Source organism: Clostridium collagenovorans DSM 3089, from assembly GCF_900130005.1.
In the GTDB taxonomy this organism is placed as follows: Bacteria; Bacillota; Clostridia; order Clostridiales; family Clostridiaceae; genus Clostridium_D; species Clostridium_D collagenovorans.
In genome coordinates this window covers 47,232-72,125 of the sequence record NZ_FQXP01000003.1, presented here as the reverse complement: position 1 = coordinate 72,125, position 24,894 = coordinate 47,232, and the positions used below count along the sequence as shown (strand labels likewise).

The following is a 24,894-nucleotide window of genomic DNA, read 5'->3' as shown; positions in this document are numbered from 1 at the left end:
TCACTAAACCTCCCTTGCTCCAAAAGACTTTGCTGTAATATATGATAAAATCAAATATAAACTTACTGTTATTGCTATACCCACTGGAATAACTCCACCATGCATAAGAGCATTTCCATATTCAGCCTTTAATCCATTAGGTAAAACCCCTATTACAGAAATCATAACCCTTGCTGGAATAGCAAAAGGAATCCACCACATAGACTTTACTGCACAAAGTACAGCAATTCCAAAATTACATATGATGCTAAGTATCATAGAAAATACTGTATTCTTCTTCATTGATAGGTACATCCATAAGGGTATTTGCCATAAAAATAATATAAATAATAATATTGATGCAACAAAGCTATTAAATATAGATATTTTATTACCGAATATAAAACCTAAGATTGTAATTCCCACCCAAAATACCATGGATGTTAAAGCTAAATATAGGGTACAAATAATTATTTTGCTATACCATAACTTTTTTACATCTATCAAAATATTAAACATACCATGAAATTTTCTCTTTTCCTCATTAACTATAAGAAATGAGCTCATCATAGTTAATGTTCCGGGTAATATAAGAACATACCACCAGTTGTAAGCTGCACTTTGTACATACTCTTTCCCCATAAGAATATTAGCTATTACTATGGTTATAATTGGTGCAATCCAAACTAATCTCTTCTGGAAGGTATGCCTTTGCTTTAATAATTCTGCTTTTATCATAGAAATCATATTATACCCCTGCCTTTCTAACTACATCTAAAAATACATTTTCTAAGTTTTTATCCTTTTCTATTTCTTCTTCATACCAAAGCTTTCCTTTAGCAATGATTCCTATATGATCTGCCATTAATTCTACTTCCGATAAAATATGACTTGATAATATAACTGTTATCCCCTTCTCTGGAAAAGATCGAATAAGTTCTCTAAGCTCCCCAATTCCTATGGGATCTAGTCCATTTGTTGGCTCATCTAAAATTAATAACTTTGGATTATTTACCAATGCAATAGCTATTCCTAAACGTTGTTTCATTCCAAGAGAAAACTTACCTGCTTTTTTATTTCCTGTATCCGTTAACTTAACTATCTTAAGCACCTCATTAATACGTGAATCTGGTAATCCATAAATCAATGTTCTTACCTTTAAATTCTCCCTTGCAGTTAAATTTTCATATATTGCTGGTTCTTCTATTAAAGCTCCTATGCTTAATAAATCTTTTCTTTCCCATTGTCTTCCGCAATATAAAATCTCCCCACTTGTTGGTCTTATCATTCCTGTTAACATCTTAAGTAATGTTGATTTTCCAGCACCATTAGGTCCTAAAAGTCCATATATGGAATTCTTTTTTACTGATATTGATATTTCATTATTAACTTCTTGTCCATTATAAACTTTACTTAACTTTTCTGTTTTTACTATATACTCCATGAAAAAACACCCCTTATACTTAATTTTGATTTAAGTATAAGGGGTGTTTATAAGAATTTTATAAGTTTTATCTATTTATTGATATTGATGCTCCATTTTTTCAAAGAAATCAACCTTTGGTTCAAGGAATTTAAATTTATGATTTTCACCATCTTTGAAGTATGAATTAATAGGATCTAATATTTTATCCCAGTTCCATAATTCTTCATCAATATTTAAATACTCTCTAAACATTTCACAGCCTTCTGGTGCTATAGGGTGAACTAATATTGCTATTACCTTACAAGCATAGAAGCAATCTGCTATTACTTGCGCTTTTAATTCTTCATTTTTAATATTTTTAGCCCAATGTTTGTTTACTTCTCTTATATATTCATCAAGTACATATGCTATTCTGTGGAAATCGTGATTGTACATATGTCTTTCATATTCTAATACTGCTTTTTCTGTTAACTCTTTTACTTTAGGACTTACTTCTTCTCTTGGAATACTTTCATCTATGCTTTGTAATGTATAGAAGCATGAACGAATAAGTCTATTAAATACATTAGTTAAAAGGTTTCCTTCCTTTAAAACTGGATCTACTCCTGCTTTTTCTTCTTCTTTCATATAAACTTGAGGTTTAAATCCAACACTTTTTGAGGATAATCCTAAACTCATAAAGTGCATACGTAATTGATCCTTTGAGTAATGCTCTAATAACTCATCTGCCATAGGTGGCTTAATTTCTGAGCTACTACTAGCTTTTTTATCCATGAATAAAACATGTTTATTAGGAATAATGTGAGGCAATTTAACCTTAGAAATATCTACATCTTCATTTTTAGCTATTTTAAGGCCAGTAAACATTGCCATTTCAGCTATTGAATAGAAGTAAATATTATCCTCTCCTATAAATTGATATACCATGGAATCTTCATCATCCCACCATTTATGCCAATTCTCCTGATCCTCTCCTATTGATTCTAAATATGCCTTTGTAAAGGATATTGGTGCCCATAATGATTCTGGCCAAACCCAAAATGTTAAACCCTTAAGCTCATCTCTATCTGGTACTTTTACTCCCCAAGATATATTTCCTGATAATCTAAAAGGAACTAAAGTCTTACCACTTGTGTAATTAATGCTTAAATTATCTAGTGTTTCTTTAGCCTTATCTCTATCTTCTAGGTGTTCAAAAACAAAGGTTACAAAGGATTTCTTTTCCTCATCAATTGTTTCATGATTTGGGAATTTAGCTTCTAATTCACTAAGGTCCTCAATGTATTTTCTTGGAACATATATTACTGGTTTCTTTAAAAATTCATCTATAGCCTTAAGCTCATACTTTCTTCTATTAGTATTTCTCTTTAGAAACTCATTAAGCTCATTCATGATTTCCATAGAGTCTTCTAATGTAAAGTACCAGTTCTCTACACTCTTTAATACTGGCTTTTTACCTGATAAAGTACTAATAGGATTAATTAATTCTGATGCCATGTATTGATGACCTAAGGAACATTCCTCTGCATATGCCTTGTCAGAATTACATCCAGCAATTGGACACTTTCCTGTTACTTGTCTTCCATTAAGAAATACATTTTTCTCCTCATCATAAAACTGTAAAGTGGACATCTTTCTTATATATCCATTTTCAAATAATGTATTAAATATTTCCCTTGAAGTCTCATCATGAATTTCCCCAGTTCTTCCTAAAGCAGAAGCACCGAAAAGATTTAAGCTAACATTGTAGTTCTCTAAGGTTTCCTTTTGACTTAAATGATTAGACTTAACATAATCCTCCATAGTCTTTTCATATCCATCTTCCTTTAGCTTTCTATAGCTCTCAAGGATAGGTGAACCATAACAATCTGTACCAGATACAAAAATTACATTTTCCTTTCCTATTCTATCTCTTAAAAATCTTGCAAATATATCTGCATGAATAAACATACCTCCAACATGCCCAAAGTGAAGGTTTTTATTTCCATAAGGCATACCTGCTGTAATTACAGCTTTCTTAGGAAATACTGGTCTTTCATTTTTATCTAATCTTTTACTTATCATATTTTACCTTTATCGAGAATATTGTACTTTAAATACAAAACTCTCAATAAATCCTCCCTTCTTGCTTGTTATCACTTCTACTGTAATATCAAGTTGTTTTATATTTTTTATTTCATATATAATTTCAATGTTAAAACTAAATTATTATTTCTCTATTGGTCTTTAATTTATAAGTTAATTATTTACCTATAAATATAAATATTTATATATTTATTTAATAAGTATACTTCTAAATATGATAAAGATAGCTAATTGGAAACTCTATAATACACAGTATTACATATACTACATGTATTTTATAAGTTTTTGAACATCAAAAAACCCCTGTAGAAATCTATCTACAGGGGCAAAATTCTATTTTGCGGTACCACCCTTTTTTTCTAAAATGTCACCATCTTAGACTCATCAAGTACACCATCCTTCTAAAATACTAGAAAAAATCATACTTTAGTTCTGTAACGTGAACAAACGTCATAGCATCACTTATAATACATTTTTATAAGATCCGTATGCAGCTCCAAGACTTGTTTCATTATAAATTCCTAACTTCCCTTTCACCTACTAGGAAACTCTCTGTGTATTCCTTTATAACTACTGCTCTTTTCATTGCCTTTGCTTCTATAATTATATACTCTTTAACATTAAAGTGTCAATTAACTTTACTATAAAGAAAGTATTAGCTTACTACAACTTTTCTATTCATTTATAGTAATTCAAGATAATTTCCGTAGCCCTCTTCATTCATTTTATCCTTTGGTATAAACTTTAATGATGCGGAGTTAATGCAATAACGTCTTCCACCTAATTCCCTTGGCCCGTCTTCGAAAACATGCCCGAGGTGTGAATCCGCTGAAGTGCTTCTAACCTCCACTCTATGCATTCCATGACTTAAGTCTAACTTTTCATAAAGAGCTGTTTCCATTATAGGTTTAGCAAAAGCTGGCCATCCACAGCTACATTTAAATTTATCCTTTGATGAGAAAAGAGGTTTACCACTTACTACATCTACATAAATACCTTCTTCAAAATGATCATTGTAGGCATTTTGGAAAGGCATTTCAGTTCCTTGTTCTTGAGTAACCTTATATTCTATATCAGATAATCTCTCTTTAAGTTTATCTTTATCGAAGTTATTTATATAATTATTTTCTTCAATAAACTTCTTTCTTCCTGAACCCTTAAAATATAAATTATAATGAAGTTTATTTTTCTTATAATAATTTTGGTGCTCTTCCTCTGCTGGATAAAATGGCTTTGCAGGTAAAAGCTTAACAGCAATAGGTTTATCAAACTTACCGCTACTTTCTAGATTATGAATATAATTCTCTGCCTCTTTCTTTTGAGCATCATTATGGAAAAATACTGCTGTACGATAGGTTTCGCCTCTATCTCCAAACTGCCCGTCATTATCTGTTGGATCTATACTTTTAAAAAATATATCTAGTAGTTCATTATATGATATTTTACTTTCATCATAGGTTATTTCAACAGCTTCTATGTGCCCAGTATTCTTTGAACAAACCTCTTGGTAAGTAGGATTTTCTTTATGTCCACCAGTATATCCTACAACTACCTTTTCCACTCCTGACCATTGATTAAAGGGCTTTACCATACACCAAAAACACCCACCAGCAAAAGTTGCAATACTGCTATTATTCATAAATTTCACTCCTCTCAATGTAATATTTATTTCTAAACATAAATTTTATAATTTTAAAGCTATACTATATGACCTTATTTAAGATTCTTAATCTTTTTTCTTAAAAGATTTTATTAAGTTTTCTAAAGTATATTTTTATTTTATGTAATTCAAAACTTTTAATGCTTCTACCTTATTATTTCCATCTCAATATATCTTACTTATAGTTATAACATTTATAGCACTTATTTTTACCTTTAGTAAGAAACACTAAATAATTTATGCACTACTTGATAACAATTATTATATAGTATTAACTTTAAAATACAAGTTAAATATTTTATAATAGTAAAACTAAATACAATGAATTTAAGCTTCAAAATTGTTTTTAATAAAAAGGCTATACAGCATGTGCCGTATAGCCTTTAATTCTTCTTATGATATTTTTATTTTACTCTTCTTCTTCGTAGACCATTATATATTCTTTATCTTTTATTTCAAAGATTTTCTCTATTTCTTCACTTATTAAATTCTCAATAGGTTCTTCATAGCTAAACCTACATCCGATACCACAGTTAGAACTTAATTTTCTAGGTACTGGCATAAGCTCTCCACTCATTCCCTTACCTTCAATAGCTCTTTGAAACTTAATAGCTCCTGAATGTGTGTAAAATAAACTTAAAAATTCTTTCATTATTTTGTAGCCTTTAATATGCACCCATCTTCAATTTCTGTTGATGTCACTTTAAAACCTGAGTTGTTTAAAAATCTAGTAACATTACTTTTAGGTGCTCCACAATCAACTACAACTTCAATCTCTTTTACAGAATCTTTAAGAGCATTTTTAGTCATAAGAAGTGGTTGTGGACAAGACATTCCTCTAGTATCAATTTGCTTCAACTTTAACACCTACCTTTTTAGATTGTTTTGCTGAGAATTTTTCTCTAAATGCATATGATATAACTGCTAGTACCACCATACAAAGTATAACAGCAATTTTTCCATTTGGTGTTGGGCCTTCTCCACTTGAAGCTAACTTGAAGTTATGACAGAAAGCTGCACCTACAAACATACCTAAAATAGTTATAACTGAGTCTATATTACCTTCTCCAGATAATATTAATTGTCTTAATGGACATCCTCCTAGAAGTACACTTCCCCATCCAGCTACGAACATACCAAGAATGTTCCATAATGCATCATTATGAGCTATAGGTTGTCCAGTAAATCCTAATTTAAATTGTCCAAAAGCTAAGTTTCCTATGAATGAAAATACTATAATTCCGATAAATCCTAATAATAAATAGCTGTCTTTAAATAAGATGAAATCTCTTATTCCACCTACCATACATAATCTTGTTTTTTGTGCTAGTACACCAACAACTGCTCCAACACCTAATGCTACTAATATAGGAGCGTGTTTTGATCCTGGACCTTCAGCACTGAATAAAATTATACTTGGTGCTGCTGCTAATAATCCAAGTAAAACTAATTGAACTAATGGGAATGCATATCCTTCTAATTTGTTTAATTTGTAGCTTCTTTTTAATGAGAAACCTTTGTTTAAACAGAATATACCTACACCTATACCAGCTGCAAAACCAACTAAGCCTACGATTGCGTTTAAATCTCCGCCACCAATTCTTAGAACCATTCTTAATGGACATCCTAAGAACATTAACGCACCTATCATTACAACTGCACCTAAGATAAATCTTATGAAAGGTGAAGAACCACCTTTTGCTGTGAATTCCTTAGAAGCTACTGCAACTAAAAATGCCCCTAAAACTATACCAACTACCTCTGGTCTTATGTACTGAACTACCTTTGCACCATGTAAACCTAATGCACCTGCAGTGTCTCTAATAAAGCAAGCTACGCAAACTCCCATGTTTCCTGGATTTCCAAGCTTAACTAATAGAGCTGATAAAAGACCTATGATTGCTCCTGCACCAATAATACCTAAAAAAACCTTTTTGTCTTTCATAATAGGATTGGCCCCCTTTTTTAATATTTTTAATTTCATAATAAAATTTTAACAAATTGGCAACATAAAGTTAAATTGTTATTTTCTATAATTAACCTGTTATCTATTGGTTTTATCAATTATTGTCTAAAAAAATAAATTATACTAAAACTATTGTTTTATTCAACGAATGGTGTATATTAAAAGTAAAGTAATACAAAAGGAGATTTTCAATGAGTCAGATATATTTAGATAATGCTTCAACAACTTTTCCAAAGGCACCAACCGTTGCAAATACAGTTTATGAGTATCTAAATTCTTTAGGCTGTAATGTTAATAGAGGTGCTTATTCTAGTTCTTTCAAAGCTGAATCAACTGTTTTTGAAACTAGGGAATTAGTTTGTAAGCTATTTAATTTTGATAAAGCTGAAAATGTTGTGTTTACAAGAAACATAACTGAAAGCTTAAATGTTATTTTGAAGGGATTGTTAAAGTCTGGAGACGAAATCATAATTTCTTCAATGGAACACAATGCTGTTACTAGACCACTTACATCTCTTACTAAAAATAATGTTATAGTACATAAAGTTCCTTGTTCTAAGGAAGGTGAACTTTGTCCTAAGGATATAGTTAAATTTATTAATAAGAAAACAACGGCTGTTTTAATGACTGCTGCTTCAAATGTTTGTGGGACAAGACTTCCATTAAAAGAAATTGGAGAGATATGCAAAGAACATAACTTGATTTTTATTGTGGATTCTGCACAGGGCGCAGGGGTTATTCCTATAGATTTCAAAGAAATAAATGCCTCTATAATTGCCTTTACAGGACATAAGGGATTATTAGGGCCTCAAGGAATTGGTGGATTCTTAATTGATGATTCCTTAGTTAATTCTGTAGATCCTCTTGTTGAAGGTGGTACTGGAAGTTTATCTGAAAGCGAAGTACAACCTGATTATATGCCTGATAAATTCGAGGGTGGAACTCCTAATGTACCAGGAATTTTTGGATTAAATGCTTCTCTTAAGTTTATTTTAGAAACTGGTATAGATAAAATTCATGAGAAGGAATTATATTTAACAGAAGAATTTTTAAAGGGTATATCTTCTATAAAAGAAGCAAAAATAGCAGGACTAAAGGGTACAGAAAATAGAGTTGCTGTTGTATCTCTTGATTTTTCTCCCCTTGATAATGCTGTAATTTCCTACTTCTTAGAAAAGAACTATGGAATTATGACTAGATGTGGACTTCACTGTGCACCTTCTGCACATAAAACTCTTGGAACTTTTCCACATGGAACTGTTAGATTTAGCTTTGGATACTTCAATACTATTGAAGATGTAAACACTGCTATAAAGGCTATTAAAGAGGTACTTAAGGAAGATTTAATGTAATATAAAGTAAAAAATGCGACTTCAAATAGAAGTCGCATTTTTTGTGTTTTAAAAATCAAATCATGAAAGGTACAAATCTATCTAATTAATTGTTAATCACTATATCTAACATTACATCATCTGCTTTTGCTAAACCATCTTTGCATAGTTTTCCTACATTATTAATAGTTCCTTCTATGCTCTTAGCTATTATACCAGTGTTAGTTGGTACAACTACATCCTCTAAAGCAAGGTATGCAGCCATTATTCCCTCAGCAGCTGATGTAGATAATTTCATAGCACAGCTTTCTTTAGCTCCATCACAAACCATACCAGTTAAGTTTGCTAATAAGTTTTGTGCAGAACCTTGAATTTGTTCATCTGTTCCACCTAACATCCAAGTTATAGCTGCACCAGCACCAATACCTGCTGCTATAGCACATCCACACATTGCTGAAAGTTTTCCAGTGTACTTTTTAACAAAGTTATTAACTGCGTGACCTAAGAAAATAGCTCTATATAATCTTTCTTTTTCTATATTTTGTTCCTCTGCTACAACTGTTATAGGAAGAATTACGCATAAACCTTGGTTTCCGCTTCCTCCACTAGTCATTATTGGGCATAAACCTCCACCCATTCTTAAATCTGAACCTGCAGCAGTTAAAATTCTAGCCTTAGTTATTGTATCCTTAGCTAATTTTCCTTCTTCTTGTAATCTTAATAAAGAAGCTCCCCATCTTAAGCCTTTATTCTTTTTAAGACCCTCTTCTGCTGCTTTTTTATTCATTTCAATACCTTCTGGTATGAAGTCTAATTTATTAATATCAATATTTTCAGCAACTTCTCTTAAAGTTTTAAAGTCCAATTTCTTAAAGAAATCTGGATCCATCTTAACTGAATCTACTGCTTCTTCCTTTTTATTTTCAAAAACTACTTCTCCATTCTTTATAACACTTTCAATATTAGTGTGAGATCCTCTTAATAATACTTCTACAGTATCCCCTTCACCAGTAATTACAACTTTAATATATACTGGCTCAGAGCCTATTAAAGGACTTGCAACAACAGTGTTGTTAGCTATTAATTCCTTAGCTTCCTTTACAAATTTATCTTCTACATTCTTGAAAACTCCAAGAACTGCATCTGCATCTCCACATACTAATCCTAAAGCTGCTGCTATATCAACACCACATTCCTCAGTATTAGGAATTATAACTGATTTACCATTTTTAAATATATTTTGGCTTACATCAACTTTAACATGCTCTACTTTTTTATCAAAGTATTTTTTACCTGTTGCAACTGCAAGAGCTACTGCTACTGGTTCTGTACATCCTATAGCTGGTTTTGTTTCAGTTTTTATAGCCTTTAATAATTCTTCCTCTAATAATTGTAAATCCATAACTGTCATAATTCTATTCTCCTCCATGTAAATACCTATTATAAGATATTTTATCCTCTTCATTAATTTAATTAATCAGTAAAATTTTCTTATATATATTTTGTAATAAAAGCTCCATTGCTTAATTTTATTTTCTTATAAGCTTTTTAACTAAAGCTATAAATAGGAAAATATTTTTTTCACTACAAAATATATATTTTTATGAGTTAAGTAAAAATTTTAATTTATTATTACACTATTTATTAAGCAATTTACATGCCAAACTTTAAATATTTTAAGTTTTTTCTATTTTTTATTTATATTTTTATTTTTTTCTTTAAGTTTTTGAGGATTTTAGAGTTGAATTTCAAATATTATAAGGTTTTTTCTTTATTTTCTTAACTTTTTCTATTTATTAATATATTCCTTAAGTTTATTTATATTTTTAAAATTTTAATTTATAGCTTTTTTCTACAATTGCTTATTTTCATTCTCATTTTTGCAAAAATCCAAACATAAATTTTTGCATTTTTGCAAAAACGCCTATTTATATTAGTTGAATACTTATTTATATACTGAATTCTTATGAAAAATAAAACAAGTTTTCATGCAACTACACTTATAAACCTTCATTTACAGCCTAGCACCTATGAAAACTTGCTATTTAATACTTTTTGCACTTTTGCAAAAGACTTTATAGAGTTTAAGACTTCTTTCTCATATTTGCAAAAATCTTATTATTTCTAAAAGAATACCTTTCTTACTTTGATAAAATAAATTATTTATTTTATCTTATTTTTGCAAATCATACTTGTTTAACTTTCTATATAAAGTTGATAAATCTATTTTTAGTTCCTTTATAATTTGATTTTTTCCCTCTGCAGTATTACCATGTTTACAAAGTAAGCTTTTCAATAGATTCCTTTCATAATCCTCTACTCGTTCTTTTAAACTAAGGTCTGCTTTTACTTCTTCTATCTCAACTTTTTTCTTTCCAGGTGTAGCATTTCCTTCCCCTATATACCTTTTCATTGCTAAAGGTAAGCTTTCTTTTCCAATAATAGAGCCTGTGCATATATTTATCATATATTCAATAGCATTTTGTAATTCTCTAATATTTCCTGGCCAAGGATATTCCTTGAAAATCCTCTTTACTTCTGGACACAATTCCTTAAGTTCAATATTATATTTAGTACAGAATTTATTAATAAGCACATTTGTTATTAATAATACATCCTCTTCTCTACAATTCAAGGAAGGTAAATATATTGGAATAACATTTAATCTATAGTAAAGATCCTCTCTAAACTCACCCTTCTCTGCCATTTCTTCTAAGTTTCTATTAGTAGCTGCTATTATTCTAACATCTACTTCAACTTCTTCTCTTCCACCAACTCTTACAAAGCATCTATCTTGTAGTACTCTTAAAATTTTAGGTTGAAGATAAATAGGTAAATCCCCTATTTCATCTAAAAATATTGTTCCACCACTGGCTAATTCAAATTTTCCTATTTGCCCTTCTCTTTTAGAGCCAGTAAAAGCCCCACCTTCATATCCAAAGAATTCACTTTCTAATAAATTTTCAGGTATGGCAGCACAGTTAATAGCAACAAAAGGTTTATCCGCTCTTAAACTTTCAAAGTGTATAGCCCTTGCAAATAATTCTTTTCCTGTTCCACTTTCTCCTCTTAATAGTACAGTAGAATCACTATGGGATATGTTCTTCGCAAGTTCCTTAACCTCTTGTATACTTGCACTTTGCCCTAAAATATCTTGAAATCTTATAACCTTACTTTTACCTATAAGTTTATAAGCGTCTCTTACTTCATCACTTTTCTTACTTATTTCAATTATTGCACTTACAACTCGTCCCTTAAGTACAACAGGGTTTATTTTTAAAAGTATCTCATCATTTCTTATACTTTTGTTATTAATTTTTTCACCCTTTAGAATCCACTGTAAATCGAACTCTTCTATTATTTCATTTATATATTTATATTTTTTATTTGAAATCTTTCCTGTTAATAACTTCTGAGCCTTCTTGTTGATATATTTTATAATACCCTTATCATCAATGGATAAAAGCCCCTTACTTAGACCTTCAATCAAATGCTGATTTTCTTCATGCTGAATTTCAAGAGTCTTAATTATATCCTTATAAATTACATCTCCAACAAGTAAACTACTTAGTTTTTCTAAGAAAGCCATAGTTGACTTAAAGTTTTCATTAACTAAATTAAGCTTATCTTCACTTAAAATATTAATTCCTATTATCCCTATTATTTCGCTGTCTTTAAGAATTGGATATCCAACCGTTGCAAGCTCTAAACACGTACTTCTAGCTGCACACTGTAAACATGCAAAATTCTCATCTGCTATATTATTATTTTTTCCATCTCTTAATTGACATAGGGGTCTTTTCTCACTAAGAACTCTTTCAAACAAGCATTTTGCAGGTATCTTAGTACCAATAAACCTCTTATATTTGCCAGAAGCCGCTATTCTATTAAGTTCGTGATCCACAATTGTAACATCTACATTTAAAACCTCGGATATAGCCTCAGCTACCTCCTGAACAGAATCTCTTATGCTATCTAATGACAATTTCTCACCACCTTATAAATAAACTTTATTTTGAAATATATTTTTAAAGTTTACATTTCCTCAAATCTATTTACCATTACTCCATTAACTTCTTTTTGGCTTAAAAACATTTTTAAAGGTCGTACCCATATTCCTCTTTCTCCATACAAAGGTTGATATACTACCATTAATTCCTCTGTTTCTGAATGCTTTGCTATATGAAGCACCAAGTATTCTCCACCCTTAAAATGCTTATACTTTTTACCTATTTTAATTTCTCTATCCATTTTAATGTTACCCTCACAATTATTCTATTATACTTTACTATAATTCTTAACTCTAGCATAGCAAAAACCTATGAATACATCAAAGTAATTTTATGTAATTTTTAAATATATAACATACTAATCCTGATTCCTAATAACTTCTATACTTTAATTCAAACTAAAAAATGGACAACTCACTCTATTACACTTATATTAACCAATAAGAATTTCATAGTAAATGTCCACTTCTTTTAAAGCAGTTTTAATAATAAAACCTATTAAAGTGGACAAAAATTAATTTGTCCACTTTAATTATTATGGTAACATTTTAAATTTACAAATTGAGACTTTAATAAACTTCTATAATGAGTTACTTATAATAAAAATCTCTCTTTTATCATATTTGCTACTACTTCAGGTTCAAGATTTGTATTATCAATCTTTATATAATTTTTCTTTTGTATTTCATTTTCATTTGAATTTAATCTGTAGCAATTTTCTAAATTTTTAAATATTTTTTCCGATTGCTGAATATTCCTTTTGCTTGGCTTATTTAAAAGTCTATTCTCAGTCTTATTTCTTTCTAAACGCAAATCATAATCTGCAGTCAGTTCAACATAATATACCTCTCCTCCTCTAGATGCAAATAAATTCTCAACAGAACTTATATAATCCCAATCCTCTTTATCATCTAAAGCCCACATAAATGTAAATATCATTCCATACTCATCACTTTTAGAGAAAGCTTCAAAAATTTCTTTTCTAAATAATGAAGTTAATCTACTTCTTTCTGCTGGTATGTTCTTAAATAAATCTAATACAATATCTATTGTCATATGATTGTGAAATAATTTAAGCTCTGTTAACTTTTCTAATTCTTGTCCTACTGTCATTTTCCCAACAGCATGCGGTCCAAATATTATTACTAATTTCATGGCTATATCCCCCTATTTTAACTTAAAATTAACTTTTAAACTTATTATTATATAAATTTTCAAATTTCCCTAATACCTATATCTAATTTGAATTTTTTACTTACCCCTACAACATATAAATAGTCTATTTGCCTCTAAAATATATATTTTGTAAATAAACTACCTCTATTCTCTACTTGATATTCTAATAACATTCTTTAATATTATTTTAAATCTAGTCTATAAGTATAATTTTCATAAATAATATCAGTTCCACTTTTCTTAAAAGTTCCTTCTTTTTCAATATAAAAATTAAGCTTTCTCAACACAGAATTAGACCCTATATTTAATTTTGCTACATCCGCTGTAATCTTACGCCCACCATTTATATAGCAAAAGTTAATCAATTCTCTTATGATTTCTGTAGCATAACCTTGACGCCAATACTTTTTATGCACACTATATCCTAAATCCCAATGTTTCCTGTCTTCACTTGGAACTGCACTACATGCCCCAATATACTCTCCATTTTCCTTTGAAACTGCAACAAAATAATAACATCCTCCATAGATTTCTATGTTATCTCTCCATTTCAAATATATATCACCAGCTGCATTACGTGGAGGGTCCGATAAATATTTTCCCATCTCATCATCTAACCACATATCTATACAAAATGATGTATCCTCTTTTTTAGTTCTCTTAATTATTAATCTATTTGTTTCTAAGGATTTTTCTATCATAGCTATTCCCCCCTAATGCCTCATAAAAACTTTTGCCAACCCCTCCTCATATTCATAATATATTAGTAATACAGTTTAACCTTTTAATTAATCCTAGACCTTGCTATATAGATGTTTTATTACATTTAGTTTTCTCGTTGTGCAAACAATCCCTAACTGTCTTTCTAGATAATTATTATTTAGTTTTTTCTTTGATGCATCACGAGGTAAATACATGTAAAAACATTCACTTCCATTGAAAAATATTTCTCCGTCAAAAGCAATCTCTCTTACCTTTTTTAACTTTACATCATCTATATTATCATTAGTAAATACCAAATGAATTCTTGAAAAATCATAAGTATCATCAAATGGATTTTCTTTAATAGCTCCCTCTAATTCCTCTTTAGTTTTTATTATTACTGATAATTCAGCGCCTATTTTTTCAAATATAAGATCATGTATTTTAGAAGCTATTTCTGAATGTGATAAATTTGTTTCTAATAATATATTTCCACTTTGAATATATGTTTCAACTTTTTTAAATCCTGAATCTTCTAGTATCTCAACTAAATAAGACATTTTAGGTATTCTATTTTTACCATTAGGTGTTACCCCTCTAAGTAATGCTATAATTCTCACTAATAATATTCCTCCTGTGTAAATTTAAACTTCATTATTATGTAAAAACTTAAATTTGCTTAATTCATACTTAATAATTCTCAAGCTTTCATTAATTATGTTCTCTTATTAACTCCTAATTCTCAGTAAAATATCTCTTATATTAAAGTTAACTTCTTATCATATCATTTTAATACCAAATTCAATTGCCATTTTTTCATAAATTATACCATGTATTTGAAAAATTAAAAAGATTCTCAAATTCTTCATAATGCTTTTTACCTAAAATTTTATTTAGCCCTCATGGAATTATATTCTATTATTAGTGTATAATAGAAATACAAATGGCTACATAAATATATTTTAAATGAAGTAAGAGTCTAAATTAATGAGGTGGTTAAAGTGATATTACAAGGAAAAAGGATTTTTTTAGCACCCTATACATTAGAAAGATGTCATGAGTTTTTTAAAGATTACGTTTCGGACCCTGCAATGACTTATAATATTTATACTTATGATAAAGAAAAAGTTGATAGATATTATGAAAAGAAAGTTTTAGATACAAGTAGACTTTTCTTTGCAATATGCTATAATGACAAGACTATTGGAGAAATCCAAATAAAACAAATAGATAAAGAAAATTTAAGTTGTACTTTAAGTATTCATTTAATTAATGATGCATTTAAAGGAAAAGGATATGGTACAGAGGCACAACAATTATTAATTGATTATGCAATAAATACCTTAGGTTTTAAGATTATTCATGCAGATGCAGTACATAGAAACCTTAGAAGTATACACATCTTAGAAAAGTTAGGATTTAAGCATCTTTATGATGATGATACCTTCACCTACTATAAATTTAGTGCAGAATAAAGTAATTTACACTTTTAGCATATTTCGAGTTAAAATCAAAAATCATATTTGTTCACTTTTTTAATACTTAATATGAATACTTATTAAAAAAGAAGCTGAAAATAAATAAACTCTTAATTATAGTCTCTATAAGTAAGAGTTTATTTATTTTTACACCTTATCATGATTTTTCTATTCAATATTTTCAATTATCAATATAGTAATCTATCTACCGTTACTTTCACTAAATAACTTAAAGCAGATAAAGATTTAATTTTATTTTATCTTTTTAATTTCTCAAATAAGTATCTCTCTACTTCTATTTTATTCAAAAATTTGATTTTGGTATTAGGAAACTCCTCATATCTATCTTTTATATAAACTGGTTTCATTAAGTAACAAGTTTTATCTTTATTCTTTTTAAGATAGCTTTGTAACTCTTCAATACTAGTAAATATTTTATATGATTTTCTTCCTGTAATATTAAATATCTCATAGATTCCACAAGGTTTTTTCATTGTAAAATCAGCTGTTCTTAAATACAACTTAGCTATATCTAAAGATTTAAAAGGAAAGTTCCATCTTTGTACATTTCTCTTCTCATCTTTGCCAATACAAATACATCTACCGCAAACTCCACATATATACTGCTCATGATTTTGTAAACAATCTTCTTCCCTCAACAAAGGTGTAATACGATTTTCTTCTGCATAACATTCTTTGCATCTTGTCATATTTATCTTCCTTTCAGTTACCCTGATAGTTATTAAAATATCTTACTTACATTTTAAAATATACTGGAATACTACTACTTTTATATTTATTTTAAATTTAATACTTTTTATGCCTATCTCATAAGTACTTCTTTTGATAAGATGATATGTTCTAATATATGTCCAATATTTCCTTCTCCTGCAAATCTTGAAGTGTCAAAGAAGTTTTGATTTATGTCTATCCACTCTAAATCATTTTCATCCCCATGTACTTTAAATTCCTTATTTAAACGCCCCACATAGACTTCCACCTTAATGCTCGGTAAATAATAAGTAAAATCCATTAAATGTGTTAAAATAGTTTCATTTTTAGAAATCCCTGTTTCTTCTTCAAGCTCACGATAAGCTGCACTTAAGCCCTCTTCATCTTTCTCAATTTTTCCTCCAACTAGATTATACAACCCCTTATATGGATTTCTTCTGCGTTTACACATAAGCATTTTTTCACAGTTGCTATCCCATATAGCAATAACATTAAACTCTATATTCACTTATACCCCTCCACAATGTTTCTTCTAAAAACCTACTAAATAGGTTGAAAATCTATTTTACTACTATTCCTCTCATTTCAAAAACTCTAATTTAACTTGTTGTTCAAAAATGATTCTTTATAATATTCAGATATGTTTTGTAATCTAAATATTATCTCTTATAACCCTACATGGATTCCCATAGGCTATTTTATCTGAAGGTATATCTCTTGTTACCACACTTCCTGCGCCAATTACAACATTATCCCCAATAGTAACCCCTGGCATAATAATTGCGCCTCCACCAATCCAAACATCATTACCGATAACAACTGGGGCTGTTTGTGTTTTACAAAATTCAAAGGATCCATCTTCTTTCTTTGCTCCAAATCTATTCTTTGAATTTGTAGGATGAAAGGCAGTGTATATTTGTACATTAGGTGCAATTAAGGCATTATCTCCTATTACAATTTTATTATCGTCTAAAAATGTACAATTCATGTTCACTTCACAGTTATTTCCAAAATAAATATTATTACCGTAATCCACATAAAAAGGTGCTGTGATCCATAGATTTTCACCACTTCCACCTAGTAGTTCATTTAATATGCTTTTCTTTTTCTCTAGATTTTCAGAATCTATTTGATTAAAATCACGGATTAAATTTTTTGCTTTATGCCATTGATTTAATAACTCAGCATCTCCACAATCATAAATTTCTCCTGATAACATCTTTTCTCTTTCTGTCATAATAACCTCCTATAAATTCTATTTTACTTATTTTTACAAACCAAAAGTAAATAAAATACCTAATCCTAACAATCCAAGTAATCCCAGAATAATACATGCTATAACTACATTAACTAAAATCCTTATACCTATACTTTTAACATTAAATTTAACTATTCTTTGAAGAACAATAAAAATAAATATTATTAAAAGAATTTTAAATACATATGCTATTAAACTGACATAATCCTCATGTGGATTTATAGTTTCTATTAATTCTCCATATTTATTAAATATATATGTATTAGCACTTAGATCTCCTCCACATTCTAAGGTATCATCAAAAATATTTACACTTGGACACTCATAATAGTTACCTCTTGTCCAATTTACTTTTCCTAATTCAATATCAAATATATATTGTTCCTTATCTGTTCCTATCAAACAATGTTTACCATCATTGAATGGAAATACATATATGCTTTGGTCATTTACTTCTATCATGAAGTTTCTTAAGTTTTTTAAAGAATCATCACTTATTGTAACTGGATATTCTATAAACTTAATCTCTCCATCTATATTTATTCCTATATAAGTAGTGTCCTTAGTTATGACATAACTTGAATATTTAGTATCACATTCCTCAATAAAAATATCTTTTGAAACTTCTTCAAACTTTTTATTATTATCTTCTTCATAAAGCAAGTTTACATACCCTAAATCTATACTCTTATACTCTCCACCTCTAATTTCAACTGGAAACCTCATAGACTTGCTTCTATATTCTTCAGCTTTATTCTGTATTTCTCTGCTTATTTGTTTTTGATTCATATTATCATATACTTTAATACCTATACTCACCAATAAAAGCAAAGCTATACTTATTAAAATTATATTAATTCCCTTTTTAATTCTCATTTCCTTCTCCATCTTTATATTTATTATATAAGCCTTACTTTGAAATTATATAATAACCATTTATGTAAAATTATATATTATATTTACATAAATAAAAAGTAAACCTTCTGAAGTTTCCTTTAGTTGCTTTAAGCCAATAGTTTTTATCACTAAACTTTATATCTTTCATTTTCCTTAAATGAGATCTTTATAATTAAAAGTTTTCTCTTCTTAATCTTTTAACCTCTTCTATATACAAGCCAGTTTTCTCTGCTATTGTTTCATCATCTAGTATATGAAGCAATCTTATAGCAATCTCTTTTTTTCTTATTCAATTTTCTCTTTATCACGTTCTAATAATATTATGAATTGCATCTCTACATTAAATTAAAATCTCTTATTTATAATCTTTGTTGATATAACGTGCTTAGAAAGTCCTCCATGAACAAGCTTAATTGGGTCATTTTCAGAATAACTACAAGAATCGTATTGTGTAAATTTAATTTCTCTCTTCTTTTCAAAGTCAGTTACATATATCTCATAGTATATTCTTCTACCACCCTTGGTTTTTTCCTTCATTACAATGCCTGTACATATTCCTTCTGTTTCTGTGTATATTCCAAAAATAACATCTAAGATATACACTACATTTTTGCCCAAAAATATAAATACAACTGCAAGAAATGGAAGAAATTCTAAATGAAATTCAATAAAAAAAGGATATGTAAACACCATTATAAATATAGTTAAATACCAATCTATATTTTTAATTCTTTCACCAAAACTAACAGATACATGTGGTAGTAGCATAGGCTTAACTCTCCATAAAAAACTAATATCATCATAGGAGGGGATATTATAGGCTGCCCTCCAATTTCTTTGTGTCTCAGAAACCTTACCAATATAACTACTCTTTATCTTAGTTATATAACAATTTATATACCCTAAAAAAATGATAACTGATGAAATAATTATATTTAAATTTCTTACATTAAAAACAGTAAATCCTATATATGCAATAAACACTATACTTAATAGCTTGAAACCGTTCATTCTCTTACTAATTTCTTTCTTCTCATCCTGTGAAAGCTTTTCACCCTTATTAAATAAAATAAAAATGAAACAAATAACACTAGTAATTAAAGTAAATATATTGAAAACTCTAACAAATTCTAGAGCACCATAAGACCCTTGACGTATAAAATATACAACATTAGTTGCTATATTCATAACCATTGGGAGTATTGCAAAAGCTGTATTATCATTAATTTCTCTTTTTTTAGACCACATTACTATTCCCCCTGAATATTTTAATTCTTCTTAAAATCTCTCTGCATTAAGTATTCAATATGTCCTGAATCATTAAACTAATATTCTCATCCTTAATAAGCTTCTCTAGGCTATGAATCTCTATATAACCATTTATGTAAAATTATATCTTATATTTACAAAAATAAAAAGGAAACCTTATTAGATTTCCTCCACCTATCTTAATTCAATAATTTTTATAACTAAGCTTTATATATTTAATTAAACTAAAAATACACTCTTTATATTTAAAAGTTTTATCTTATTACTTTCTAGCTTCATTTTAACTACTCTAATATAAACTTACAATTTATTTAAAGCATCATTTTTTCTACTTAATAAAACTGAAGTAACTATAGATACTAATGGAACTGTTAATATTATTCCTATACTGCCTGAGATTCCTTGCATTATCTCAATTCCTACTGAGTACATGTTTATAACTTGATTGTATTTCATATTATAGGCATATATAAAAACTAAGGTATTAATAGATCCTCCTGTAAAGGCTAATATTAATGTATTGGACATTTATATTTTAGCTTCATGACATTAGCGTGCGGATTTCCCGCACCGGGCTATTCAATAGTTGATTTACAGTATTGCATAGGATTTCATTTTCCTAAACTGAATTGAAATCTTCGGTTTCAATAGCGGAAATTTCTCTTTGATATTCTTAAATTTCTCCCAAGTTATGTAACTCTTTTGACTACGACTGCTTAGCATCTTTCTAAAATATTTTTCTACCTACAATAAACTTGCCTAAAAGCAACATATCTATATACCTATCCTTAACTTTTATGCTCTTAACTTTTCTTCCTTCAACAACAAACCCAAATTTTTCATAAAGTTTTATTGCAGGTATATTTTCAGCAAAAACCTCTAATTCAATCTTTTCAACTTCATTTTTTTCTGCCCATTCTATTACTTTTTTCATTAACAAACTTCCTAACTTAAGCCCAGTATATTCTTTTAAAATTGTTATTCCAAATAATGCAACATGTTTAGTTCTAGCAGAACCACCTTTTTGTAAAGTCGCACATCCAACTATTTTGCCATCTATTTCAACAACTAAAATTAATGAAGTTTTTCTTATATATTCTTCCTCTTGCTCAATTGTTACTTTAAACTCTTCTGGTTCCTTTGAAAAAAATATAACTTCTCCCATTACTTGTTTTGCTAATATACGAATCTCATCAGCATCTTCTACCATTGCCTCTCTAATTATTAAATTATTGGTTTTTATGTTTTTCACCAAAATTCTCTCCTCCTTAACCATTAAATATTTATTGATTTTGTGGAAACCCTATGATGTTTAAGACTTTAAACTTTTTATTTTTTTCACTTTAAAAGAAATAGCTGTATCTGCACCTTTCAATGTTCCTGCTAAAATAACTAATTTATCTCCTACATTAAACTTTGATAGATTAATTAAATATGTTAATAATTCAATACATACTTTTGTCCCCTGTGAAAAACTTCTTAAAATATTACTTCCCTCACCTCATATTATATCCGTTAAATATTTCTTAGGAATATTGCATACTACACAACATAACTTTAAATCATTTAATACTTCTCTTTTCATTGAAAACAAAACATATATCCTCTTTGCTGCTTAGAATTAAATGGATAATTGACTCTTTCAATAATTTTATTATCTCTAAGCACGTGTCCAAAAAAATTACTAGTTGTGGTTATTCCATCATTTAATTGGGGCATGTCTGCAATATATGTTACCCCTTCATTTTCGTATAACAATTTTCCACTTATAAGTTTTAAATCTAATATTGCAGAAACTGAGATTTCATCTCTCCAGTAAGAACCTCCATTTTCCCAACTAAAATGCTGAATTAAATAGATTGCTTTATCATTCATCTCAATAAAAATGCTACTTGCTATTAATTTGTTTTTTCTGATTTTGAGTTTTCTTTAAAATTTATTTTTTCACTAAAGTTCTCAACATACCTTGCATCCTTAAGCATCTCTACATCTTTATCATAGTTTCACGCCAAAAGTCTTTTTTGTCTATATTATCTATGACTATTATTAAATCATCATTGTTCACTTGTAATTTCTCCCCTTTTGAATAAACGTATTGAAAGACCTTAATTTAAAATTTTAAAATAACTTTAAATAATAAATTACTTGAAAAGCTTAGTTATAAGTTGTCCTTTGCCTAATAGATGTGTTGTATTCTCATAAATTACTTATGTGTTTTTAATTTAATTTCATATTTTACTCTATATTATCTAAATCAAATTTATTTTAAAAATGTATCACACATCCATTTATAGAACTTTTCCTTTTCCTCAAACTGTGGATAATGTGCCGAATCCTCAAATATAACCATTTGCTTTTCTGCTTTTACATCTAAACTATTAAGATACTTCTCTGCAATTTTAGGTGAAGTCATACCATCATGCTTACCCATAAGAAAATACACTGGTACATCTATGGTTTTCACAAGTTCTGTTATTGGCTTATCTACCACTTCCTTAATCAATCCTTGCTGATACTTAGAACTAGCACTATAAAAGCGTACTGCATCTCCCCAGTTGTATTCAGGTCCAAATAAAAATCCTTTAAAATAATCTCCGTTTTCATCAATATTTCTTGCTGCAAAATTATATTTTCTAATATATTCACGAGGAGTAATCATATCCCCACTTTCAATGTTTTTTCTAATACTTTCTAGATATTCGTAAGCTTCTTTATCTTCCTTTAACTTAGCTGCCTCTACACATTTATCTAAACTATCTAATTCACCTTCAACCATATTTGATACTTGCCCTATCCCAACATAAGCTCTATATAATTCAGGTTCTTGACTTACTGCTCTTGTTGCTAAATAAGTTCCATATGAATGTCCTATCAAAATTACTTTATCTTGACCTAAGTATTGTTCTATATTTTTTGTAAGTTCAATTAAATCCCCTACATGAGTATTAGCATTGACATTTGAATAATCTTTGCCAACCTCATAAGATTTCCCACTACCTCTTTGATCATAATTGACAACTGTAAAATCTTTTTCTAATAAATCCTGGTACTTTCTAGCATAAGGTATTTCTGAGCAGCAAGGTCCTCCATGCACAAAAATGATAATTGGATTATCCTTGTCATACCCCCTAATCATTGTTTCTAATTCTATTCCATTTACCTTTAATTTTCGTAATTCGTTAATGCTTCTTTCTCCTATTATATTAGTAGTCCACGTAGGTTTAAAAAACTGAATAGCCACAATTACAATAATGCCAACTAATATATACTTAATCGACCTTAATATCTTATGTTTTGATTTTTGAGATTCTATCAAATCTCTTCCCCCTTCTACTACATAAATGCTATTAATAAAAATAATAAATTAATTGAAAAGCTTAGTTATAAGTTATCCTTTGCCTAATAGATGTGTTGTTTTTCCATAAATTAGTTATGTGTTTTAATTTAACTTTCTCTTTTACCCTATATTATCTAAATCAAACTTATGTATTCTTATATAAATCTCACTTGTTCTTTATAAATAAATTCTTATTTATAATCAAAAATATATTTAAATTATTTGTTTTCTATAAAGCTTAAAATTTTACTTTTAATTTCTTGAGACTCTAATAAATCACCATCAATACTTCTCTTATTTACAGACTTAGAGCTTAAAAATAAGGCTTGAGGTTGGCTACTTGAATGATAGTTAAATACCTTAATAAAATTATCTTTTTCCGTATTACTAATAACAATATATCTTTTATTTATAGATTCATATTTTTCTAGTAAATTGCTCATTCCAGAAAAATAACACAGACTTCTTTCATTAAACTTAAAAAAATTTGAGCAAGGATAATCACAATAATTAGGTACAATAAAATACACTAACTCTGATTTTAAAATTTCTTCATAAATTTCATAGGCATCATCACTAATAAAAGGACAGTCTAATCTTTTATTAAAACATTCATAGTTACAATCACCACAGGATTTAATGCTCAAAGATGAAAATGAGATAATCTTTATTTCATCCTTAAGATTATCTTCAATAAACTTAGTAATTGAATTACAATTGCCAAGCTTACGACTACTAAAATTAATCAGTAATATTTTCATGCTCCCACCTTCCATTATATATTATAAAAATATTGATAAACCTTGCTTTTTCCATTTATATATAATTATACCTTATATTTTAAAAAATAAAAAGGAAACCTTTTTAGATTTCCTTTGAATATTATTATCCTGCCAAGAACCTATCCTTGCAACCTTTTCATCTATATTTTCTTTGTAATAAATAGATTTATATATAGAAGTTTTACCTACTCCATTAACTCCTGCAAATATAGTGTATTTCTTCATACTACTTACCTATAACTTTCATTTGCAAGTCTTATATCTATTAATACAAAGATTAGAGATATTATCTCACTTAAATCAAATAATTGGTATTTTATATATTAATGTTCCTTACATGCCCATTCTTTAACAACAAGCTTAATTATAGCTAACTTCTTAACCATTGCCTCTGTTATATTCCAATCACTCTTATTACTGTAATGCTCCATAATGCATTGTAAACCATTAATTTTCTCTTCTGCATTATCTACTAATGAAACTTCTCCACTTCCAATTATGCTTTGATATAAAAATGAATATCCACATGCAACTTTACCTTCTACCAATTCATGTTTTGTATCCATTTCAAATCCAGCATACTTTTGCTCTTTTATTAATTCAATTTTCTTTCCTTCTGCCGCACTGTGAAAATATAAAACTATCTCATCTTTATTCTCCTTAACAGCAAAATTCATTGGAACTATATATACACCTTTTTCATCATTGAATCCAAGTCTACAGCAGTCGCATTTTTTCATAATTTCTATCATTTTGCTATATTCCAGTACTTCTCTGTCTTTTCTTCTCATAATATTCTTCATCTC

26 protein-coding genes and 1 pseudogene are annotated in these 24,894 nt (G+C 28.6%); 2 read left to right on the top strand and 25 right to left on the bottom strand.

All coding sequences use genetic code 11. From position 1 onward, the window contains the following. Positions 1-3 precede the first annotated feature (3 nt). The 7 genes from BUA48_RS00410 to yedE all read right to left on the bottom strand — a co-directional run bounded on the left by BUA48_RS00410 (position 4) and on the right by yedE (position 7,095). A complete protein-coding gene (locus BUA48_RS00410) occupies positions 4-726 on the bottom strand; it encodes a lantibiotic immunity ABC transporter MutE/EpiE family permease subunit (RefSeq protein WP_072828898.1) in 723 nt (240 codons plus the stop codon). A 1-nt stretch (position 727) separates the two neighbouring features. Further along, positions 728-1,423, bottom strand: coding sequence for a lantibiotic protection ABC transporter ATP-binding protein (locus tag BUA48_RS00405; protein WP_072828896.1), 696 nt, complete (start codon positions 1,421-1,423; stop codon positions 728-730). A 75-nt stretch (positions 1,424-1,498) separates the two neighbouring features. Continuing rightward, a complete protein-coding gene (locus BUA48_RS00400) occupies positions 1,499-3,469 on the bottom strand; it encodes a class I tRNA ligase family protein (protein ID WP_072828894.1) in 1,971 nt (656 codons plus the stop codon). A gap of 703 nt (positions 3,470-4,172) precedes the next feature. After that, positions 4,173-5,129 carry a peptide-methionine (S)-S-oxide reductase MsrA gene (gene msrA, locus BUA48_RS00395; protein WP_072828892.1) on the bottom strand — a complete coding sequence of 319 codons (957 nt, stop codon included), beginning with the start codon at positions 5,127-5,129 and terminating at the stop codon, positions 4,173-4,175. 430 nt (positions 5,130-5,559) lie between these two features. Then, positions 5,560-5,802, bottom strand: coding sequence for a putative Se/S carrier protein (locus tag BUA48_RS00390; RefSeq protein WP_072828890.1), 243 nt, complete (start codon positions 5,800-5,802; stop codon positions 5,560-5,562). Beyond that, positions 5,802-6,017, bottom strand: a complete 216-nt coding sequence (locus BUA48_RS00385) for a sulfurtransferase TusA family protein (protein WP_242944281.1) — start codon at positions 6,015-6,017, stop codon at positions 5,802-5,804. Before BUA48_RS00385 ends, BUA48_RS00390 begins: the two co-directional genes overlap by 1 nt. Beyond that, complete coding sequence (gene yedE / locus BUA48_RS00380; RefSeq protein ID WP_072828886.1) at positions 5,995-7,095, bottom strand: YedE family putative selenium transporter; 1,101 nt, start codon at positions 7,093-7,095, stop codon at positions 5,995-5,997. Before yedE ends, BUA48_RS00385 begins: the two co-directional genes overlap by 23 nt. Before the next feature lie 212 nt (positions 7,096-7,307). On the opposite strand from yedE, the gene BUA48_RS00375 reads away from it, so the two are divergent. Next, positions 7,308-8,468 (top strand): aminotransferase class V-fold PLP-dependent enzyme, encoded by a 1,161-nt coding sequence (locus BUA48_RS00375; protein ID WP_072828884.1) that lies wholly within the window; start codon positions 7,308-7,310, stop codon positions 8,466-8,468. 85 nt (positions 8,469-8,553) lie between these two features. Here BUA48_RS00375 and BUA48_RS00370 read toward each other — a convergent pair whose 3' ends face one another. From BUA48_RS00370 to BUA48_RS00345, 6 genes are all read right to left on the bottom strand, one after another. Beyond that, positions 8,554-9,858, bottom strand: a complete 1,305-nt coding sequence (locus BUA48_RS00370) for an L-cysteine desulfidase family protein (protein WP_072828882.1) — start codon at positions 9,856-9,858, stop codon at positions 8,554-8,556. A 762-nt stretch (positions 9,859-10,620) separates the two neighbouring features. Next, the gene (locus tag BUA48_RS00365) at positions 10,621-12,432 is read right to left on the bottom strand and encodes a sigma-54 interaction domain-containing protein (protein ID WP_072828880.1); all 1,812 of its coding nucleotides are present in this window, start codon (positions 12,430-12,432) and stop codon (positions 10,621-10,623) included. Positions 12,433-12,482: 50 nt separating this feature from the next. Beyond that, positions 12,483-12,698, bottom strand: coding sequence for a DUF1653 domain-containing protein (locus tag BUA48_RS00360; protein WP_072828878.1), 216 nt, complete (start codon positions 12,696-12,698; stop codon positions 12,483-12,485). Positions 12,699-13,051: 353 nt separating this feature from the next. Further along, positions 13,052-13,612: an AAA family ATPase gene (locus BUA48_RS00355; RefSeq protein WP_072828876.1), complete on the bottom strand. Its 561-nt coding sequence runs from the start codon at positions 13,610-13,612 to the stop codon at positions 13,052-13,054. Between the two features lie 203 nt (positions 13,613-13,815). Next, positions 13,816-14,334, bottom strand: coding sequence for a GNAT family N-acetyltransferase (locus tag BUA48_RS00350; RefSeq protein WP_072828874.1), 519 nt, complete (start codon positions 14,332-14,334; stop codon positions 13,816-13,818). Between the two features lie 93 nt (positions 14,335-14,427). Beyond that, positions 14,428-14,955, bottom strand: coding sequence for a DUF1697 domain-containing protein (locus BUA48_RS00345; RefSeq protein WP_072828871.1), 528 nt, complete (start codon positions 14,953-14,955; stop codon positions 14,428-14,430). Between the two features lie 381 nt (positions 14,956-15,336). On the opposite strand from BUA48_RS00345, the gene BUA48_RS00340 reads away from it, so the two are divergent. Further along, positions 15,337-15,810 carry a GNAT family N-acetyltransferase gene (locus BUA48_RS00340; RefSeq protein WP_072828868.1) on the top strand — a complete coding sequence of 158 codons (474 nt, stop codon included), beginning with the start codon at positions 15,337-15,339 and terminating at the stop codon, positions 15,808-15,810. A gap of 260 nt (positions 15,811-16,070) precedes the next feature. Here BUA48_RS00340 and BUA48_RS00335 read toward each other — a convergent pair whose 3' ends face one another. The 12 genes and pseudogenes from BUA48_RS00335 to BUA48_RS00285 all read right to left on the bottom strand — a co-directional run bounded on the left by BUA48_RS00335 (position 16,071) and on the right by BUA48_RS00285 (position 24,879). After that, positions 16,071-16,523, bottom strand: a complete 453-nt coding sequence (locus BUA48_RS00335) for a hypothetical protein (protein WP_072828866.1) — start codon at positions 16,521-16,523, stop codon at positions 16,071-16,073. A 113-nt stretch (positions 16,524-16,636) separates the two neighbouring features. Next, positions 16,637-17,053, bottom strand: coding sequence for an NUDIX hydrolase (locus BUA48_RS00330; protein WP_072828863.1), 417 nt, complete (start codon positions 17,051-17,053; stop codon positions 16,637-16,639). A 144-nt stretch (positions 17,054-17,197) separates the two neighbouring features. Continuing rightward, on the bottom strand, positions 17,198-17,782 hold the full coding sequence (locus BUA48_RS00325) for a sugar O-acetyltransferase (protein WP_072828860.1): 585 nt from the start codon (positions 17,780-17,782) through the stop codon (positions 17,198-17,200). 33 nt (positions 17,783-17,815) lie between these two features. After that, positions 17,816-18,679: a hypothetical protein gene (locus BUA48_RS00320; RefSeq protein ID WP_072828857.1), complete on the bottom strand. Its 864-nt coding sequence runs from the start codon at positions 18,677-18,679 to the stop codon at positions 17,816-17,818. A gap of 366 nt (positions 18,680-19,045) precedes the next feature. After that, positions 19,046-19,948, bottom strand: a complete 903-nt coding sequence (locus BUA48_RS00315) for a hypothetical protein (RefSeq protein WP_072828855.1) — start codon at positions 19,946-19,948, stop codon at positions 19,046-19,048. Between the two features lie 321 nt (positions 19,949-20,269). Then, a complete protein-coding gene (locus BUA48_RS00310; protein WP_084665977.1) occupies positions 20,270-20,497 on the bottom strand; it encodes a YibE/F family protein in 228 nt (75 codons plus the stop codon). Positions 20,498-20,696: 199 nt separating this feature from the next. Continuing rightward, positions 20,697-21,221: a GNAT family N-acetyltransferase gene (locus BUA48_RS00305; protein WP_242944295.1), complete on the bottom strand. Its 525-nt coding sequence runs from the start codon at positions 21,219-21,221 to the stop codon at positions 20,697-20,699. Between the two features lie 329 nt (positions 21,222-21,550). Beyond that, positions 21,551-21,844, bottom strand: a complete 294-nt coding sequence (locus BUA48_RS00300; RefSeq protein WP_072828851.1) for a hypothetical protein — start codon at positions 21,842-21,844, stop codon at positions 21,551-21,553. 385 nt (positions 21,845-22,229) lie between these two features. Next, positions 22,230-23,285: an alpha/beta fold hydrolase gene (locus tag BUA48_RS00295; RefSeq protein ID WP_242944280.1), complete on the bottom strand. Its 1,056-nt coding sequence runs from the start codon at positions 23,283-23,285 to the stop codon at positions 22,230-22,232. A gap of 239 nt (positions 23,286-23,524) precedes the next feature. Continuing rightward, on the bottom strand, positions 23,525-24,067 hold the full coding sequence (locus tag BUA48_RS00290) for a flavodoxin family protein (RefSeq protein ID WP_072828845.1): 543 nt from the start codon (positions 24,065-24,067) through the stop codon (positions 23,525-23,527). Positions 24,068-24,172: 105 nt separating this feature from the next. Further along, positions 24,173-24,313: pseudogene (locus tag BUA48_RS15450) on the bottom strand (ATPase); the annotation flags it as partial. Between the two features lie 98 nt (positions 24,314-24,411). Next, positions 24,412-24,879 (bottom strand): pyridoxamine 5'-phosphate oxidase family protein, encoded by a 468-nt coding sequence (locus BUA48_RS00285; protein WP_072828840.1) that lies wholly within the window; start codon positions 24,877-24,879, stop codon positions 24,412-24,414. Positions 24,880-24,894 lie beyond the last annotated feature (15 nt).